Genomic DNA, 15,796 nt, shown 5'->3' with positions numbered 1-15,796 from the left:
CCGGCCCCGTCCGGGCGAACGGGGAAAGTGGGGTCAGGCCGCCGGTTCGCGGACCATGAACACGTCGATGGGGTCCTGGCGCTCCTCGACGAAGCCGTGCCGCTCGTACAGCGCCCGCGCGGCGCTGCCCTGGAGCACGTCCAGCCGCACGGTGACGCGCTCGCGGTCGGCCCGCTCCAGCAGCGAACGCAGTACGCAGGTGCCGATGCCCCGGCCCTGGAGGGTGGGGGAGAGGTAGAAGTTCTCCAGCCACCACCCGTCCGCCGCCGCGCCGCCCGGTGCGGGGTCCTGTACGGGGCGCAGGGTCACGCATCCCGCGAGTGCTCCGTCCACAAGGATCACCGAGGTGTGCTCCGGCGCGTACACATCGCGCAGCCGCTGCCGTACGCGGTGCTCGTCGTACCGGCCCAGCCGCTCCAGGTCGGGGCGCATCACCAGGGCCCGGAGCTCGGCTATGGGCTCGACGTCCTCGGGGGTGGCGGTGCGCAGGGCCCAGCCGTTCTTGGTGCTCGTGGACATGGCCGGATTCTGTCAGGTGACCTGATGCATCCGTCCGCCGGTCCGCCGGGAGAAGTCCGGCTTCGGCCCCGCCGCTGTCGGACCCTGCCGTACGTTGGCCGAACACGACGGGCACCACGGCTGATGTCCAAGGGGGAGCCGATCATGGGGGAACTGGACGGCAGGGCCGCACTGGTGACGGGCGGCTCGCGGGGGATCGGGCGGGCGGTCGCCCTGCGGCTCGCTTCCGAGGGGGCGCTGGTCGCGGTCCACTACGGCGGTAACGACGCGTCCGCCGCCGAGACCGTGGCGCGGATCGCCGAGGCGGGTGGCCGGGCGTTCGCGGTGCGGGCCCGGTTCGGCGAGAGCGGTGCGGTGGACCAGCTGTTCTCAGGGCTCACCGCCGGGCTGGCGGAGCACGGCGTGGACGGCCTGGACATCCTGGTCAACAACGCGGGCATCCACTCGGCCCGTTCGATCGGGCAGCTCACCGAGGAGGAGTTCGAGCGGCTGCTGGCAGTCAACGTGAGTACGCCGCTCTTCGTGATCCAGCGGGCGCTGCCGCTGCTGCGGGACGGCGGACGGATCGTGAACATGGGTTCGGCGGCGACCCGGATCGCGGACCCCGGCCAGATCGGCTACACCGTCACCAAGGCGGCGCTGGCGGCCCTCGGCCCGTCGCTCGCCAACGAGCTGGGCCGGCGGAGGATCACCGTGAACACGGTCGAACCCGGAGTGGTGCTGACCGACATGATCGCCCCCTACGCCGCCTTTCCCGAGGCGGTTGCCGGACTGGAGTCGATCACCGCGCTCGGACGGATCGGCGAGCCGGAGGACGTCGCGGACGTGGTGGGTTTTCTCGCGGGCCCGCAGGGCCGCTGGGTGACCGGCCAGACCATCGATGTCTCCGGCGGTACCTACCTGGGACCGATCGCGCCGGGGTGATCCGTCCGGAGCGTGTACCCACGGGTGGTGTGCACCGTCCGTTGTCGAACGGGTCAGGCCCTGGCACCATCCCATGGCTATGGCGAGAAGAGTCTCCTTTCCGGTCCCGGTACTCACTGTCGACAACCCCCAGCGGATGGACCGCCCCGTCACCAACAGCTGGGTCGTGTGGGGCGACCAACAGGTCTTCCCCGGCGAAGCGTTCTCCTCTCTGAGCGTGAACGCGGCCGGGGTCGGCGCCGACGAGGTCATCGGCGCACGTCTGACGGCCGTCCAGAACGGGGTGGACGCCGGTTCCTGGTACGTCGTGGCCTACGGGACCGCGATCTCGTACGGATAGGCCACGGCGTACGGCCCCGCAGCGGCTGTGCGGACGGGCGGCCCCCCACTCGGCTCGTCGGACAGCGCTCAGGCGGCGCTCCGCGCGTGTTCCGCTCGGCAGCCGCGGCAGTGACCAGGGACGGGGGAGCGGAAGGCGCGCTCGCAGCCGTCGCAGGTCTGGAGAGGGACGGCGGGGGCGCGGCGGACCGGGGCGAGGTCGAGGGCGCCGGGGAGAGGCGGTGGCAGCAGGGCGGTCAGGCGGTGCCTGAGAAGTTTCGCGGGCTGCCTGAGGGGCTGGGGAGGGTCGTCGGTCAGCGCATGGCGGATGGTGTCGGGGTGGGCCTCGCGTTCGAGCCAGGCCGCGACACCGGGTACCAGATGCCGCACATCACTCTCGGACAGCACGAACTGCGGTGCGTGACGGCGCAGGTCGCTCAGGAGCGCGGCGGCGGCCCGGTGCAGCTCCGAAGTGAGCTCGCGGGGCTCGGGGAGAGGCCGGGGCGGGGGCTTGGGCGCGGTGGACAGCGGTACGAAGGGCGGTGACGCCGGGGCCGGGGGCGGGGCCATGACCGGCATCGGGACGACCGGCGGGCGGGGCTCCGGGGCGGCGGAGGGCCGGTCGGCGGGTTCCGGTAAGGGGGCCGGGCCGGGTGTCTCCGGTACGGCGAGAGCTGCGGCTGCCTGCGGTGCGGCGGCCTGCGGTGCGTCTGCTTGCGGTGCGGGTGCCTGCCGCGCGTCCGCCTGCGGTGCAGGTGGCTCGGGCTTCGGAGCCGGTGCCGGGACCAGCGGCGCGGGAGGCGGTTGCGGGGCCGCCGTGCGGGGCCGCAGAAGAGCCGTCGGCTGGTTGCAGAACACCGTGCGGGTGACGATCCGGCCGCTCGGCAGGCGTACCCGGGCCCGTTGCAGATAGCCGTGGGCCTCCAGCTCGCGCAGGGCGGCGGCGATGCGGATCTCACCTTCGGGGAAGCGGGCGGCGAGCGCCTTGATCCCCACGTCGGCCCCCTGGGGCAGCGACTGGATGCGCACGGCGATGCCCACGGCGGTGGAGCTGAGGCCGGGGTGCTGGGCGAGGTGGTTGCCGACGACCGTGAAGCGGCTGGTGTGCGGGATCACGATGTGGATCACGCCGGAGGCCGGAAGGGGGCCGGGAACCTCTGTCAGGGCGCGGGTGAGCGCAGTATTCTGCTGGGCATCCATCGGGAAGCTCCGAACTTCCTCGGTGGTCAGGCCCTCGATCGGGATTGCAGTCCTGATTGGGGGCCGACGCATGTCTGGTGGTGTTGCGTGAGCATATGCCTGCCAACCGGCCCGAAATCCAGCCCAGTTGCCAAACCTCACCCGTGTGAGTGACGAGCCCTGGGGGGGTGGGTCAGGTAGAGACCGGGTGGGGTCGGGTGGGGTTATTTCTCTTGGTTCTTTACGTAGTTGATGTCGTGGGCCGCCACGTCGTGGTCGAGCACGATCCGGTCGGGAGGTACCGGGTCGTGACCACGCACGACCCGGTGGATGCCGTCAGCGCGCGAGGTCGAGTTCGGCCCACACCGTCTTGAGCGGGACGGGCCCGGGGACGACGCCCCAGTGGTCGGCCAGGGCCTCGACGATGAGCAGACCCCGCCCGCCCTCCGCGTCGTCCACAGGTGCTTCGACGGACCCCGGGCCGGACGGAACGCTGTCGCCCCGGGTGTCGGTGACCTCGATCCGCAGCAGGACCTCGTGGTGGACCGCGAGGCGCAGCCGGAAGTCGCGGCCCCGCACGCGGCCGTGCACCGAGGCGTTCGCCGCCAGCTCGGCGACGATGTGCGCCGCCGACTCCGAAGGGAGCCCCCAGGCCCCGAGATGGGCCACGGTGAGCAGCCGGGCGAGCCGGGCCCCTCGGCGGGTGGGGGAGAGCAGCACGCTGAACGTCCGGCTCGCGGCGGGGCGCTGGGTGCGGACGATTTCTGGGTTCATGTCACTCAGCGTGGCCGCTTCTGCGTACCGTGCCCAGTGACAGAGCCCTTGCGTACGGTGACTGTCCGGGGCTTGTCCGGCGCTGTCCTGGCTGTCCGGCGTGACGCACCGGGAACGGACGTGGTTGGGAAAAGATCGGCACGCACGTCGGAAGTGGGGCTCGCATGAGCGTGGTTGGCGACGGTACGGAGCACGGGAACGGCGGGGCGGACGAGCCCGGCTGGGACGTCGACCCGGACGACGAGTCGGGGGTGGCGGTGGTCGCCGCCGTAGGCCGCCAGATCAAGGCGTGGCGCGAGGCGGCGGGGATGCGGGCGTGCGAGCTCGGGGCGGCGATGGGGTACGGCGAAGACCTCATCTACAAGGTGGAGGGCGGCCGGCGCATCCCCCGCCCGGAGTTCCTGGACGGGGCGGACACGGTACTGAGGGCGGGCGGCAAGCTCGCGGCGATGAAGCCGGACGTCGCGGAGGTGCGGTACCCGAAGAAGATCCGAGAACTGGCGAAGCTGGAGGCTCGGGCGGTGGAGTTGCTGGCATACAGCAACAGCAGCGTCCACGGTCTGCTGCAGACGGCCGAGTATGCGCGTGCGTTGTTCGCGATGCGCCAACCCGCCTACTCGCAGGATGAGATCGAACGAGCAGTGGCTGCGCGTATGGCTCGCCAGGTCATCTTCGAGCGGTCACCCGCTCCGACGCTCGGATTCGTCCTGGAAGAGCTGGTGCTCCGGCGTCCGCTCGGAGGTAAAGTTGTGCTCCGCCGTCAACTGGAACATCTCTTGGTGATCAGCGAGTTGCGGAACGTAACGGTTCAGGTAATGCCGATCTGTCGCGAAGAGCACGCGGGGATCGGTGGACTGATCCAGTTGCTGAAGTTCAAGGACGGTACGGCGGTGGGGCGTTCCGACGGAGCGTTCGGTGGGCGCCCCGTCTCGGATCCGAAGCAGATCCGGATCCTCGAATTGCGGTCTGGCATGATCCGGGCCCAGGCTCTCACCCCTCGGGAGTCGATGGCCTTCATCGAGCAAGTGCTGGGAGAGACATGATCCGCAAGCCCTCTGCCGGGGACGCTTCCGAGCTGCGGTGGTTCAAGAGCAGCTACAGCGACAGCAGCGACGGCAGCGAGTGCGTCGAGGTTGCCGCTGCCTCCGGTGCCGTCCATGTCCGTGACTCCAAGGACGTCCAGGGCCCGCGTCTCGCCGTCACCTCTGCCGCGTGGGCGGGCTTCGTCTCGTACGCTGCCGGGCACTGACCCCTTCTGCGTGGGGAGAGCCATGATCCGCAAGCCGCCTGCGGGAGCCGCTTACGCGCTGGAGTGGTTCAAGAGCAGCTACAGCGACAGCAGCAACAGCAATGAATGTGTCGAGGTCGCGTCCACCCCGGAGGCCGTGCACGTCCGTGACTCCAAGGACGTCCAGGGTCCGCGTCTCGCCGTCACCTCTGCCGCGTGGGTGGGCTTCGTTTCGTACGCTGCCGGGCACTGACCGCTTCTGCGTGGGGAGAGCCATGATCCGCAAGCCGCCCGCCGGGGACGCTTCCGAGCTGCGGTGGTTCAAGAGCAGCCACAGCAGCAGTGGCGATGGCAACGACTGTGTCGAGGTCGCCCCCGCCCCCGACACCGTCCACGTCCGTGACTCCAAGGACGTCCACGGCCCCCGTCTCGCCGTCGCCCCTGCCGCCTGGGTGAGCTTCGTCCCGTACGCCGCCGGGCACTGACCCCTCTACGCACGCGCGCCCCAGCCCAAGCCCGACCCGGGCCCACGCCGGGCCGTGGGTGCGCCGAATGCGTGCCCGCGTTTGACCGCTCCCTCGCGGGGGGTAGGATCCTGGGCCCGATTGGCCAGGCCCGCTCCCCGTATGGCACACTGACCAGGTTGCTCGGTTGAGTGTCAATGCTGCGCGCCTCCCGCCGGGAGGACCGGAAGCGAGTCCCACAGTACTCGTCGGCCCTGTAGGGCCGGACGTACGGGAATCTTCCGGGAAGTAAAGCAGGGCATAAACCAGGCACCCGGTGGGTGTTCCGCCCCCGGTTCCGCGGTCCTTGGGCCCGCACCCCCTTGGTTGGGATCTCCTTCGGGAGATTTTCGTAGAGGGGATGCGACACGCCCGACCGCGTGGGTCGGAGGAGGAGTCGGTAGAACCCCCGGGTTCCAGAGCGTTTCGAGAGACAGGACTACTAGTAGCCATGGCGGGACAGAAGATCCGCATCCGGCTCAAGGCCTACGACCACGAGGTCATCGACTCCTCGGCGAAGAAGATCGTCGAGACGGTGACCCGCACTGGTGCGTCGGTCGCGGGCCCGGTGCCGCTGCCCACTGAGAAGAACGTGTACTGCGTCATCAAGTCGCCGCACAAGTACAAGGACTCGCGCGAGCACTTCGAGATGCGCACGCACAAGCGCCTCATCGACATCCTCGACCCCACGCCGAAGACGGTTGACTCGCTGATGCGTCTCGACCTGCCGGCGGGCGTCGACATCGAGATCAAGCTCTGAGGTGACGCGCGAGATGGCTAAGAACATTAAGGGCGTCCTGGGCGAGAAGCTCGGCATGACCCAGGTCTGGGACGAGAACAACCGGGTTGTCCCGGTGACCGTCGTCAAGGCCGGGCCCTGCGTCGTGACCCAGGTCCGCACCAACGACAGCGACGGCTACGAGTCGGTCCAGATCGCCTTCGGCGAGATCGACCCGCGCAAGGTGAACAAGCCCCTCAAGGGCCACTTCGCCAAGGCCGACGTGACCCCCCGCCGCCACCTGGTGGAGCTCCGCACCCCTGACGCCAGCGAGTACACGCTGGGCCAGGAGGTCACTGCCGAGGTGTTCGAGTCCGGCGTCAAGGTTGACGTCACGGGCAAGAGCAAGGGCAAGGGCTTCGCCGGTGTCATGAAGCGTCACAACTTCAAGGGCCTCGGCGCCGGTCACGGCGTGCAGCGCAAGCACCGTTCGCCTGGCTCCATCGGTGGCTGTGCCACCCCCGGCCGTGTCTTCAAGGGCATGCGCATGGCGGGTCGCATGGGCAACGAGCGGGTCACCACCCAGAACCTGACCATCCACGCGGTTGACGCGGAGAAGGGTCTGCTCCTCATCAAGGGTGCGGTCCCCGGTCCGAACGGCGGCCTCGTCCTGGTCCGTACCGCGGCCAAGGGGGCTTGAGGTAATGAGCACCATTGACATCCTTTCGCCGGCAGGCGACAAGGCCGGTACCGTCGAGCTCCCCGCGGAGATCTTCGACGCCAAGACCAGCGTTCCGCTGATCCACCAGGTCGTCGTCGCACAGCTGGCAGCTGCCCGTCAGGGCACGCACAAGACCAAGACCCGCGCCGAGGTCCGAGGCGGTGGCCGCAAGCCGTACCGCCAGAAGGGCACCGGCCGCGCGCGCCAGGGTTCGACCCGTGCGCCGCAGTTCGCCGGCGGTGGCGTCGTCCACGGCCCGCAGCCGCGTGACTACTCGCAGCGCACCCCGAAGAAGATGAAGGCCGCCGCTCTGCGCGGTGCCCTCTCGGACCGGGCGCGTCACTCCCGTATCCACGTCGTCACCGGCGTGGTCGAGGGTGCGATCTCCACGAAGGCCGCGAAGACGCTGCTCGGCAAGATCAGTGAGCGCAACAACGTGCTCCTGGTCGTCGACCGCGCCGACGAGGCCGCATGGCTGTCCGCACGCAACCTGCCCCAGGTGCACATCCTGGAGCCGGGCCAGCTGAACACGTACGACGTGATCGTCTCTGACGACGTGGTCTTCACCCAGGCCGCTTTCGAGTCCTTCGTGTCTGGCCCCCAGACCGCTGAGACCGAAGGGAGCGACGCCTGATGAGCGAGGCGACCGTTACCAGCTCGACCATCACGAGCAAGACCTACTCGGACCCGCGTGACGTTCTCGTCAAGCCGGTTGTCTCCGAGAAGAGCTACGCGCTGCTCGACGAGAACAAGTACACGTTCATCGTCGCGCCCGGCTCCAACAAGACCCAGATCAAGCAGGCCGTGGAAGCGGTCTTCTCGGTCAAGGTCACCGGGGTCAACACGATCAACCGGCAGGGTAAGCGCAAGCGCACCAAGACCGGCTTCGGCAAGCGCGCTGACACCAAGCGCGCCATCGTGACCCTCGCCGAGGGCGACCGTATCGACATCTTCGGCGGCCCGACCTCCTGACGGAGGTCGAGTCGTCCGGAATCGGACGAGGACTGAGAAATGGGTATCCGCAAGTACAAGCCGACGACCCCGGGCCGTCGTGGCTCCAGCGTCGCCGACTTTGTCGAGATCACGCGGTCCACGCCGGAGAAGTCGCTGGTCCGCCCCCTGCACAGCAAGGGCGGCCGTAACAACGCCGGTCGGATCACCGTTCGCCACCAGGGTGGCGGACACAAGCGCGCCTACCGCGTGATCGACTTCCGTCGTCACGACAAGGACGGCGTGCCGGCCAAGGTCGCGCACATCGAGTACGACCCGAACCGCACCGCGCGCATCGCGCTGCTGCACTACGCGGACGGCGAGAAGCGTTACATCGTCGCCCCGCGTGGCCTGTCGCAGGGTGACCGCGTCGAGAACGGTCCGGCCGCAGACATCAAGCCGGGCAACAACCTGGCGCTGCGCAACATCCCGGTCGGTACGACCATCCACGCCATCGAGCTGCGGCCCGGCGGCGGTGCGAAGTTCGCCCGTTCCGCGGGTACGTCCGTGCAGCTGCTGGCGAAGGAGGGCACCATGGCCCACCTTCGTATGCCGTCCGGTGAAATCCGGCTGGTCGACGCCCGCTGCCGCGCCACCATTGGCGAGGTCGGCAACGCCGAGCAGTCGAACATCAACTGGGGCAAGGCCGGCCGTATGCGCTGGAAGGGCGTACGCCCGACCGTCCGCGGTGTCGCGATGAACCCGGTTGACCACCCGCACGGTGGTGGTGAAGGCAAGACCTCCGGTGGACGTCACCCGGTCTCGCCGTGGGGTCAGAAGGAGGGTCGTACTCGCTCGCCGAAGAAGGCATCGAGCAAGTACATCGTCCGCCGCCGCAAGACGAACAAGAAGCGCTAGGAGCGGGTTTAGATGCCGCGCAGTCTCAAGAAGGGGCCCTTCGTCGACGGCCACCTCGTCAAGAAGGTGGACGTACAGAACGAAGCCGGCACCAAGAACGTCATCAAGACCTGGTCCCGTCGCTCGATGATCATCCCGGCCATGCTGGGTCACACCATCGCGGTGCACAACGGCAAGATTCACGTCCCGGTGTTCGTCACCGAGTCGATGGTCGGCCACAAGCTCGGCGAGTTCTCGCCGACTCGCACCTTCCGCGGCCACGTCAAGGACGACCGGAAGTCGAAGCGCCGCTAGCGCGGGGTGGAAACGACTATGACTTACACCGAAGGGACAACCATGGAAGCCAGGGCCCAGGCGCGGTACATCCGCGTCACGCCCATGAAGGCCCGCCGAGTGGTGGACCTCATCCGTGGCATGGATGCCACGGAGGCTCAGGCGGTCCTGCGTTTCGCCCCGCAGGCCGCGAGCGTGCCGGTTGGCAAGGTGCTGGACAGCGCCATTGCCAACGCTGCACACAACTACGACCACACCGACGCCTCTTCGCTGGTCATCAGCGAGGCGTACGTGGACGAGGGCCCGACCCTGAAGCGGTTCCGTCCGCGTGCTCAGGGCCGTGCCTACCGGATCCGTAAGCGGACCAGCCACATCACCGTGGTCGTCAGCAGCAAGGAAGGAACCCGGTAATGGGCCAGAAGGTAAACCCGCACGGGTTCCGGCTCGGCATTACCACGGACTTCAAGTCCCGTTGGTACGCCGACAAGCTGTACAAGGACTACGTCAAGGAAGACGTTGCCATTCGTCGCATGATGACGAAGGGCATGGAGCGAGCCGGCATCTCGAAGGTTGAGATCGAGCGCACCCGCGACCGCGTCCGCGTTGACATCCACACCGCCCGTCCGGGCATCGTCATCGGCCGCCGCGGCGCCGAGGCCGATCGCATCCGTGGCGAGCTGGAGAAGCTGACCGGCAAGCAGGTCCAGCTGAACATCCTCGAGGTCAAGAACCCCGAGGTGGACGCTCAGCTGGTGGCCCAGGCCGTCGCCGAGCAGCTCTCCTCCCGCGTCTCCTTCCGTCGTGCGATGCGCAAGAGCATGCAGAGCACGATGAAGGCCGGCGCCAAGGGCATCAAGATCCAGTGCGGCGGTCGCCTCGGCGGCGCCGAGATGTCCCGCTCGGAGTTCTACCGCGAGGGCCGTGTGCCCCTGCACACGCTCCGTGCGAACGTCGACTACGGCTTCTTCGAGGCCAAGACGACCTTCGGCCGCATCGGTGTGAAGGTCTGGATCTACAAGGGCGACGTCAAGAACATCGCCGAGGTCCGCGCCGAGAACGCCGCAGCCCGCGCAGGCAACCGTCCGGCTCGTGGCGGCGCTGACCGCCCGGCCGGCCGCGGTGGCCGTAGTGGCGAGCGTGGCGGTCGAGGCCGCAAGCCGCAGCAGTCGCCGGCAGCCGAGGCCCCCAAGGCCGACGCTCCCGCCGCCGCTGCTCCGGCTGCTGAGAGCACCGGAACGGAGGCCTGACCGAAATGCTGATCCCCCGTAGGGTCAAGCACCGCAAGCAGCACCACCCGAAGCGCAGCGGTATGTCCAAGGGTGGTACGCAGGTTGCGTTCGGCGAGTACGGCATCCAGGCGCTGACTCCGGCGTACGTGACGAACCGCCAGATCGAGGCAGCTCGTATCGCGATGACCCGCCACATCAAGCGTGGCGGCAAGGTCTGGATCAACATTTATCCGGACCGCCCCCTGACGAAGAAGCCTGCCGAGACCCGCATGGGTTCCGGTAAGGGTTCTCCCGAGTGGTGGATCGCGAACGTCAAGCCGGGTCGGGTGATGTTCGAGCTGTCCTACCCGAACGAGAAGATTGCTCGTGAGGCGCTTACCCGCGCTGCTCACAAGCTTCCGATGAAGTGCCGGATCGTTCGGCGCGAGGCAGGTGAGTCGTGATGTCGGCCGGTACCAAGGCGTCCGAGCTGCGCGAGCTGGGCGGCGAGGAGCTTCTCGACAAGCTCCGCGAGGCCAAGGAAGAGCTGTTCAACCTCCGCTTTCAGGCGGCGACTGGGCAGCTCGAGAACCACGGCCGGCTCAAGTCCGTCCGTAAGGACATCGCCCGGATCTACACCCTGATGCGTGAGCGCGAGCTGGGCATCGAGACGGTGGAGAGCGTCTGATGAGCGAGAAGACTGTGACTGAGACCAACACCGACCGCGGTTTCCGCAAGACCCGTGAGGGTCTGGTCGTCAGCGACAAGATGGACAAGACCGTCGTCGTCGCTGTCGAGGACCGGGTCAAGCACGCCCTGTACGGCAAGGTCATCCGCCGTACGAACAAGCTCAAGGCCCACGACGAGCAGAACGCTGCCGGCGTCGGCGACCGTGTCATCATCATGGAGACCCGGCCGCTGTCCGCCTCGAAGCGCTGGCGCATCGTCGAGATCCTCGAGAAGGCCAAGTAATTCCTGAGGGGCATTCCCCTCAGGCAAGTTCCGCCAGGCTCGGTGGGGAGCTTCGTAAGACATTTGCGAAGCTCCCCGCCGGGAACCGGCAGACGATCAGGAGATAGACGTGATCCAGCAGGAGTCGCGACTGCGCGTCGCCGACAACACGGGTGCGAAGGAAATTCTCACCATTCGTGTTCTCGGTGGCTCGGGTCGCCGCTACGCGGGTATCGGTGACGTCATCGTCGCCACCGTCAAGGACGCGATCCCCGGTGGCAACGTGAAGAAGGGTGACGTCGTCAAGGCCGTCATCGTTCGCACCGTCAAGGAGCGTCGTCGTCAGGATGGCTCGTACATCCGCTTCGACGAGAACGCCGCCGTCATTCTGAAGAACGACGGCGACCCCCGCGGCACCCGCATCTTTGGCCCGGTTGGCCGAGAGCTGCGCGAGAAGAAGTTCATGAAGATCATCTCGCTCGCGCCGGAGGTGCTGTAAGCATGAAGATCAAGAAGGGCGACCTGGTTCAGGTCATCACCGGCAAGGACAAGGGCAAGCAGGGCAAGGTCATCGTTGCCTACCCTACTCAGGACCGCGTTCTCGTCGAGGGTGTCAACCGGGTCAAGAAGCACACGAAGGCCGGTCAGACCGCTCGCGGTTCGCAGACCGGTGGCATTGTGACGACCGAGGCTCCCGTCCACATCAGCAACGTGCAGCTGGTTGTTGAGAAGGACGGCAACAAGGTCGTTACTCGCGTCGGCTACCGCTTTGACGACGAGGGCAACAAGATCCGCGTTGCCAAGCGCACCGGTGAGGACATCTGATGACTACCACCACTGCGCCGCGTCTCAAGACGCGCTACCGCGAGGAAATCGCCGGCAAGCTGCGTGAGGAGTTCTCGTACGAGAACGTCATGCAGGTTCCCGGTCTGGTCAAGATCGTGGTCAACATGGGTGTGGGCGACGCCGCCCGCGACTCCAAGCTGATCGACGGGGCCGTCAAGGACCTCACCACGATCACCGGTCAGAAGCCGGCCGTCACCAAGGCCCGCAAGTCCATCGCGCAGTTCAAGCTGCGCGAGGGCCAGCCCATCGGCTGCCACGTCACCCTCCGCGGTGACCGGATGTGGGAGTTCCTGGACCGTACGCTGTCGCTCGCGCTGCCGCGTATCCGTGACTTCCGCGGCCTGTCGCCCAAGCAGTTCGACGGCCGTGGTAACTACACCTTCGGTCTCACGGAGCAGGTCATGTTCCACGAGATCGACCAGGACAAGATCGACCGGGTCCGGGGCATGGACATCACCGTGGTCACCACGGCGACCAACGACGACGAGGGTCGTGCCCTCCTTCGTCACCTCGGCTTCCCGTTCAAGGAGAACTGACCGTGGCGAAGAAGTCTCTGATCGCTAAGGCCGCCCGCAAGCCGAAGTTCGGCGTTCGCGGGTACACCCGCTGCCAGCGCTGCGGCCGGCCCCACTCCGTCTACCGCAAGTTCGGCCTGTGCCGCGTGTGCCTTCGTGAGATGGCTCACCGTGGCGAGCTGCCGGGCGTGACCAAGAGCTCCTGGTAATTCTCCTTCGCCCCTTGGGCGTTGGGATTACCCGGAGACTCTCGGTAAGTATCTGGTCGGCAGGAGCCCCTCCTTTCATGCCGTAGGCTTGAAGGGTTGGGCGCCTGCCGCCCTAGACCGACTTACTACGCCGTAGGTCCCCGCACCGCACCCGTCCCGCCACTGAGTGGGGAGAGGGATGGCGCATACAGGAAACCCCGGCGAGAGAGGCCGAAGGCCAACTCATGACCATGACTGATCCCATCGCAGACATGCTCACGCGTCTGCGTAACGCGAACTCGGCGTATCACGACGATGTCGCGATGCCGCACAGCAAGATCAAGTCGCACATCGCGGAGATCCTCCAGCAGGAGGGCTTCATCACCGGCTGGAAGGTCGAGGACGCTGAGGTTGGAAAGAACCTCGTCCTCGAGCTGAAGTTCGGCCCGAACCGCGAGCGCTCGATCGCCGGCATCAAGCGAATCTCGAAGCCGGGTCTGCGTGTATACGCAAAGTCCACCAACCTGCCGAAGGTTCTCGGCGGCCTGGGCGTGGCGATCATCTCCACGTCCCACGGTCTCCTGACCGGCCAGCAGGCCAGCAAGAAGGGCGTAGGTGGGGAAGTCCTCGCCTACGTCTGGTAGTCGGGAACGGAGGAATAGCTCATGTCGCGAATCGGCAAGCTCCCCATCCAGGTTCCCGCCGGTGTGGACGTCACCATCGATGGCCGCACGGTCGCGGTGAAGGGCCCCAAGGGCACCCTCTCGCACACCGTCGCTGCGCCGATCGAGGTCACCAAGGGCGAGGACGGCGTGCTCAACGTCGTTCGCCCTAACGACGAGCGTCAGAACAAGGCCCTTCACGGCCTGTCCCGCACGCTGGTGGCGAACATGATCACCGGCGTGACCGCGGGATACAGCAAGGCGCTCGAGATCAGCGGTGTCGGTTACCGCGTCCAGGCGAAGGGCTCCAATCTGGAGTTCGCCCTGGGCTACAGCCACTCGATTCTCATCGAGGCCCCTGAGGGCATCACCTTCAAGGTCGAGTCGCCCACGAAGTTCAGTGTCGAGGGCATCGACAAGCAGAAGGTCGGCGAGGTCTCCGCGAAGATCCGCAAGCTGCGGAAGCCGGACCCGTACAAGGCCAAGGGCGTCAAGTACGCCGGCGAGGTTGTCCGCCGCAAGGTCGGAAAGGCGGGTAAGTAAGCCATGGCATACGGTGTAAAGATTGCCAAGGGTGACGCCTACAAGCGTGCCGCCCTCAAGCGCCGCCACATCCGCGTCCGCAAGCACATCTCCGGTTCGCCGGAGAGGCCGCGCCTGGTTGTGACGCGTTCCAACCGCCACATGGTGGCTCAGGTCATCGACGACGTCGCGGGCCACACGCTCGCTTCCGCGTCGACCCTGGACGCTTCCATCCGTGGTGGCGAGGGTGACAAGAGCGCCCTGGCCAAGCAGGTTGGGGCCCTGGTCGCCGAGCGCGCCAAGGCCGCAGGCGTCGAGGCCGTCGTGTTTGACCGCGGTGGTAACCAGTACGCCGGGCGGATTGCCGCTCTGGCTGACGCCGCCCGTGAAGCCGGGCTGAAGTTCTAAGCCCCGGTTCCTACGCACAGCGGACGTAACAGAGAGAGGTAATTCCAATGGCTGGACCCCAGCGCCGCGGAAGCGGTGCCGGTGGCGGCGAGCGGCGGGACCGGAAGGGCCGTGACGGTGGCGCCAGCGCCGCCGAGAAGACCGCGTACGTCGAGCGCGTCGTCGCGATCAACCGCGTCGCCAAGGTTGTGAAGGGTGGTCGTCGCTTCAGCTTCACCGCGCTGGTCGTGGTGGGCGATGGAGACGGCTCCGTCGGTGTCGGATACGGCAAGGCCAAGGAAGTTCCCGCGGCCATCGCCAAGGGCGTTGAAGAGGCCAAGAAGAGCTTCTTCAAGGTTCCGCGTATCCAGGGCACCATCCCTCACCCGATCCAGGGCGAGAAGGCTGCGGGCGTCGTTCTGCTCAAGCCTGCTTCCCCCGGTACCGGTGTGATCGCCGGTGGCCCCGTGCGCGCCGTTCTGGAGTGCGCGGGCGTTCACGACATCCTGTCGAAGTCGCTCGGTTCTTCGAACCCGATCAACATCGTGCACGCGACCGTGGCGGCCCTTCAGGGTCTGCAGCGTCCCGAGGAGATCGCGGCTCGCCGTGGTCTGCCCCTTGAGGACGTCGCCCCCGCGGCTCTTCTCCGTGCTCGCGCGGCAGGTGTGTGATGGCTCGCCTCAAGATCACGCAGACGAAGTCGTACATCGGCAGCAAGCAGAACCACCGCGACACCCTGCGTTCGCTCGGGCTCAAGCGCCTGAACGACTCGGTTGTCAAGGAGGACCGCCCCGAGTTCCGCGGAATGGCTAACACCGTCCGCCACCTCGTGACGGTTGAGGAGGTTGACTGACATGGCGGAGAACAGCCCGCTGAAGGCCCACAACCTCCGGCCTGCCCCGGGCGCCAAGACCGCCAAGACCCGTGTGGGTCGTGGTGAGGCGTCCAAGGGTAAGACCGCAGGCCGTGGTACCAAGGGTACGAAGGCCCGTTACCAGGTTCCGGAGCGCTTCGAGGGTGGCCAGATGCCCCTCCACATGCGTCTCCCGAAGCTCAAGGGCTTCAAGAACCCGTTCCGCACGGAGTACCAGGTCGTGAACCTGGACAAGCTCGCGACGCTCTACCCCGAGGGTGGAGAGGTCACGGTGGCCGATCTGGTCGCCAAGGGCGCTGTGCGCAACAACCACCTCGTCAAGGTCCTTGGACAGGGCGAGATCTCCGTGGCGCTGCAGGTTTCGGTTGACGCCGTCTCCGGCTCCGCCAAGGAGAAGATTGCCGCCGCCGGCGGCACTGTCACCGAGCTCGTCTGAGACAACTCGGACAACTCGATGTACTGAACATCCGACCGGGGATGCCTCTCATATGGGGCATCCCCGGTTGGTCGTTCCTAGGCGGGCATGGTCGCCGGTAAGGTGGCGTGCGTTGTTGTGCTATCTCTCCGGGCAACTGCCCGGGGATCTTTGACTCTTTCGTATTCGTCGATCCTCAAGACCGTCACCTCTACGCATTGCG

Annotated in this window: 30 protein-coding genes; 27 read left to right on the top strand and 3 right to left on the bottom strand. The window is 67.2% G+C overall.

The window, feature by feature from the left end:
* Positions 1-33 precede the first annotated feature (33 nt).
* Positions 34-519: a GNAT family N-acetyltransferase gene (locus tag A6A29_RS03495; protein ID WP_073718398.1), complete on the bottom strand. Its 486-nt coding sequence runs from the start codon at positions 517-519 to the stop codon at positions 34-36.
* A gap of 144 nt (positions 520-663) precedes the next feature.
* Between A6A29_RS03495 and A6A29_RS03490 the strand changes: the two genes are divergently transcribed.
* The gene (locus tag A6A29_RS03490; protein WP_073718397.1) at positions 664-1,443 is read left to right on the top strand and encodes an SDR family oxidoreductase; all 780 of its coding nucleotides are present in this window, start codon (positions 664-666) and stop codon (positions 1,441-1,443) included.
* A gap of 73 nt (positions 1,444-1,516) precedes the next feature.
* On the top strand, positions 1,517-1,783 hold the full coding sequence (locus tag A6A29_RS43715; RefSeq protein ID WP_158074361.1) for a heavy metal-binding domain-containing protein: 267 nt from the start codon (positions 1,517-1,519) through the stop codon (positions 1,781-1,783).
* Positions 1,784-1,851: 68 nt separating this feature from the next.
* On the opposite strand, the gene A6A29_RS03480 is transcribed toward A6A29_RS43715, so the two are convergent.
* Positions 1,852-2,961 carry a hypothetical protein gene (locus A6A29_RS03480; protein ID WP_073718395.1) on the bottom strand — a complete coding sequence of 370 codons (1,110 nt, stop codon included), beginning with the start codon at positions 2,959-2,961 and terminating at the stop codon, positions 1,852-1,854.
* Positions 2,962-3,276: 315 nt separating this feature from the next.
* Entirely contained in the window at positions 3,277-3,714 is a 438-nt protein-coding gene (locus A6A29_RS03475) for an ATP-binding protein (protein WP_073718394.1), read from the bottom strand.
* Positions 3,715-3,878: 164 nt separating this feature from the next.
* Here A6A29_RS03475 and A6A29_RS03470 point away from each other — a divergent pair, with 164 nt between their 5' ends.
* From A6A29_RS03470 to rplO, 25 genes are all read left to right on the top strand, one after another.
* Positions 3,879-4,757 (top strand): helix-turn-helix domain-containing protein, encoded by an 879-nt coding sequence (locus A6A29_RS03470; protein WP_073718393.1) that lies wholly within the window; start codon positions 3,879-3,881, stop codon positions 4,755-4,757.
* Positions 4,754-4,963, top strand: coding sequence for a DUF397 domain-containing protein (locus tag A6A29_RS03465; RefSeq protein WP_073718392.1), 210 nt, complete (start codon positions 4,754-4,756; stop codon positions 4,961-4,963). Before A6A29_RS03470 ends, A6A29_RS03465 begins: the two co-directional genes overlap by 4 nt.
* 22 nt (positions 4,964-4,985) lie before the next feature.
* Positions 4,986-5,195 (top strand): DUF397 domain-containing protein, encoded by a 210-nt coding sequence (locus tag A6A29_RS03460; RefSeq protein WP_073718391.1) that lies wholly within the window; start codon positions 4,986-4,988, stop codon positions 5,193-5,195.
* 22 nt (positions 5,196-5,217) lie between these two features.
* Positions 5,218-5,427 carry a DUF397 domain-containing protein gene (locus tag A6A29_RS03455; protein WP_073718390.1) on the top strand — a complete coding sequence of 70 codons (210 nt, stop codon included), beginning with the start codon at positions 5,218-5,220 and terminating at the stop codon, positions 5,425-5,427.
* 469 nt (positions 5,428-5,896) lie between these two features.
* The gene (rpsJ, locus tag A6A29_RS03450; RefSeq protein ID WP_003948644.1) at positions 5,897-6,205 is read left to right on the top strand and encodes a 30S ribosomal protein S10; all 309 of its coding nucleotides are present in this window, start codon (positions 5,897-5,899) and stop codon (positions 6,203-6,205) included.
* A gap of 13 nt (positions 6,206-6,218) precedes the next feature.
* Positions 6,219-6,863 (top strand): 50S ribosomal protein L3, encoded by a 645-nt coding sequence (rplC, locus tag A6A29_RS03445; RefSeq protein WP_014047781.1) that lies wholly within the window; start codon positions 6,219-6,221, stop codon positions 6,861-6,863.
* A gap of 4 nt (positions 6,864-6,867) precedes the next feature.
* A complete protein-coding gene (gene rplD, locus A6A29_RS03440) occupies positions 6,868-7,518 on the top strand; it encodes a 50S ribosomal protein L4 (protein WP_073718389.1) in 651 nt (216 codons plus the stop codon).
* Positions 7,518-7,856 carry a 50S ribosomal protein L23 gene (gene rplW, locus A6A29_RS03435; RefSeq protein ID WP_031096361.1) on the top strand — a complete coding sequence of 113 codons (339 nt, stop codon included), beginning with the start codon at positions 7,518-7,520 and terminating at the stop codon, positions 7,854-7,856. Before rplD ends, rplW begins: the two co-directional genes overlap by 1 nt.
* Positions 7,857-7,895: 39 nt before the next feature.
* Entirely contained in the window at positions 7,896-8,732 is an 837-nt protein-coding gene (gene rplB, locus A6A29_RS03430) for a 50S ribosomal protein L2 (RefSeq protein WP_073718388.1), read from the top strand.
* Between the two features lie 12 nt (positions 8,733-8,744).
* Positions 8,745-9,026, top strand: a complete 282-nt coding sequence (gene rpsS, locus A6A29_RS03425; RefSeq protein WP_015610726.1) for a 30S ribosomal protein S19 — start codon at positions 8,745-8,747, stop codon at positions 9,024-9,026.
* A 42-nt stretch (positions 9,027-9,068) separates the two neighbouring features.
* Entirely contained in the window at positions 9,069-9,416 is a 348-nt protein-coding gene (rplV, locus tag A6A29_RS03420; protein ID WP_004571827.1) for a 50S ribosomal protein L22, read from the top strand.
* Complete coding sequence (gene rpsC / locus A6A29_RS03415) at positions 9,416-10,252, top strand: 30S ribosomal protein S3 (RefSeq protein WP_073718387.1); 837 nt, start codon at positions 9,416-9,418, stop codon at positions 10,250-10,252. The genes rplV and rpsC overlap by 1 nt, the downstream gene beginning before the upstream one ends.
* A gap of 5 nt (positions 10,253-10,257) precedes the next feature.
* Entirely contained in the window at positions 10,258-10,677 is a 420-nt protein-coding gene (gene rplP / locus A6A29_RS03410; protein WP_014047785.1) for a 50S ribosomal protein L16, read from the top strand.
* Positions 10,677-10,901, top strand: coding sequence for a 50S ribosomal protein L29 (gene rpmC, locus A6A29_RS03405; RefSeq protein WP_073718386.1), 225 nt, complete (start codon positions 10,677-10,679; stop codon positions 10,899-10,901). The genes rplP and rpmC overlap by 1 nt, the downstream gene beginning before the upstream one ends.
* Entirely contained in the window at positions 10,901-11,185 is a 285-nt protein-coding gene (gene rpsQ / locus A6A29_RS03400) for a 30S ribosomal protein S17 (protein ID WP_073718385.1), read from the top strand. The genes rpmC and rpsQ overlap by 1 nt, the downstream gene beginning before the upstream one ends.
* 109 nt (positions 11,186-11,294) lie before the next feature.
* Entirely contained in the window at positions 11,295-11,663 is a 369-nt protein-coding gene (gene rplN, locus A6A29_RS03395) for a 50S ribosomal protein L14 (protein ID WP_003966950.1), read from the top strand.
* A gap of 2 nt (positions 11,664-11,665) precedes the next feature.
* The gene (rplX, locus tag A6A29_RS03390) at positions 11,666-11,989 is read left to right on the top strand and encodes a 50S ribosomal protein L24 (protein WP_073718384.1); all 324 of its coding nucleotides are present in this window, start codon (positions 11,666-11,668) and stop codon (positions 11,987-11,989) included.
* A complete protein-coding gene (gene rplE / locus A6A29_RS03385) occupies positions 11,989-12,546 on the top strand; it encodes a 50S ribosomal protein L5 (protein ID WP_073718383.1) in 558 nt (185 codons plus the stop codon). Before rplX ends, rplE begins: the two co-directional genes overlap by 1 nt.
* A 2-nt stretch (positions 12,547-12,548) precedes the next feature.
* Positions 12,549-12,734, top strand: coding sequence for a type Z 30S ribosomal protein S14 (locus tag A6A29_RS03380; protein ID WP_024491590.1), 186 nt, complete (start codon positions 12,549-12,551; stop codon positions 12,732-12,734).
* 224 nt (positions 12,735-12,958) lie between these two features.
* Positions 12,959-13,357 carry a 30S ribosomal protein S8 gene (gene rpsH / locus A6A29_RS03370; RefSeq protein WP_028439249.1) on the top strand — a complete coding sequence of 133 codons (399 nt, stop codon included), beginning with the start codon at positions 12,959-12,961 and terminating at the stop codon, positions 13,355-13,357.
* 21 nt (positions 13,358-13,378) lie between these two features.
* The gene (gene rplF / locus A6A29_RS03365) at positions 13,379-13,918 is read left to right on the top strand and encodes a 50S ribosomal protein L6 (protein ID WP_073718381.1); all 540 of its coding nucleotides are present in this window, start codon (positions 13,379-13,381) and stop codon (positions 13,916-13,918) included.
* 3 nt (positions 13,919-13,921) lie between these two features.
* Positions 13,922-14,305, top strand: coding sequence for a 50S ribosomal protein L18 (rplR, locus tag A6A29_RS03360; protein WP_073718380.1), 384 nt, complete (start codon positions 13,922-13,924; stop codon positions 14,303-14,305).
* Positions 14,306-14,352: 47 nt separating this feature from the next.
* The gene (gene rpsE / locus A6A29_RS03355) at positions 14,353-14,955 is read left to right on the top strand and encodes a 30S ribosomal protein S5 (RefSeq protein WP_073718379.1); all 603 of its coding nucleotides are present in this window, start codon (positions 14,353-14,355) and stop codon (positions 14,953-14,955) included.
* Positions 14,955-15,137, top strand: a complete 183-nt coding sequence (gene rpmD / locus A6A29_RS03350) for a 50S ribosomal protein L30 (RefSeq protein WP_015610734.1) — start codon at positions 14,955-14,957, stop codon at positions 15,135-15,137. Before rpsE ends, rpmD begins: the two co-directional genes overlap by 1 nt.
* Position 15,138: 1 nt before the next feature.
* Positions 15,139-15,594 carry a 50S ribosomal protein L15 gene (gene rplO, locus A6A29_RS03345; RefSeq protein WP_014047794.1) on the top strand — a complete coding sequence of 152 codons (456 nt, stop codon included), beginning with the start codon at positions 15,139-15,141 and terminating at the stop codon, positions 15,592-15,594.
* The last annotated feature ends 202 nt before the right edge of the window (positions 15,595-15,796 follow it).

Origin of the sequence: Streptomyces sp. TSRI0281, assembly GCF_001905125.1 — a bacterium.
Lineage (GTDB): Bacteria > Actinomycetota > Actinomycetes > Streptomycetales > Streptomycetaceae > Streptomyces.
The sequence above is the reverse complement of the archived record's forward strand: the minus strand, read 5'-3'. Positions and strand labels throughout refer to the sequence as shown.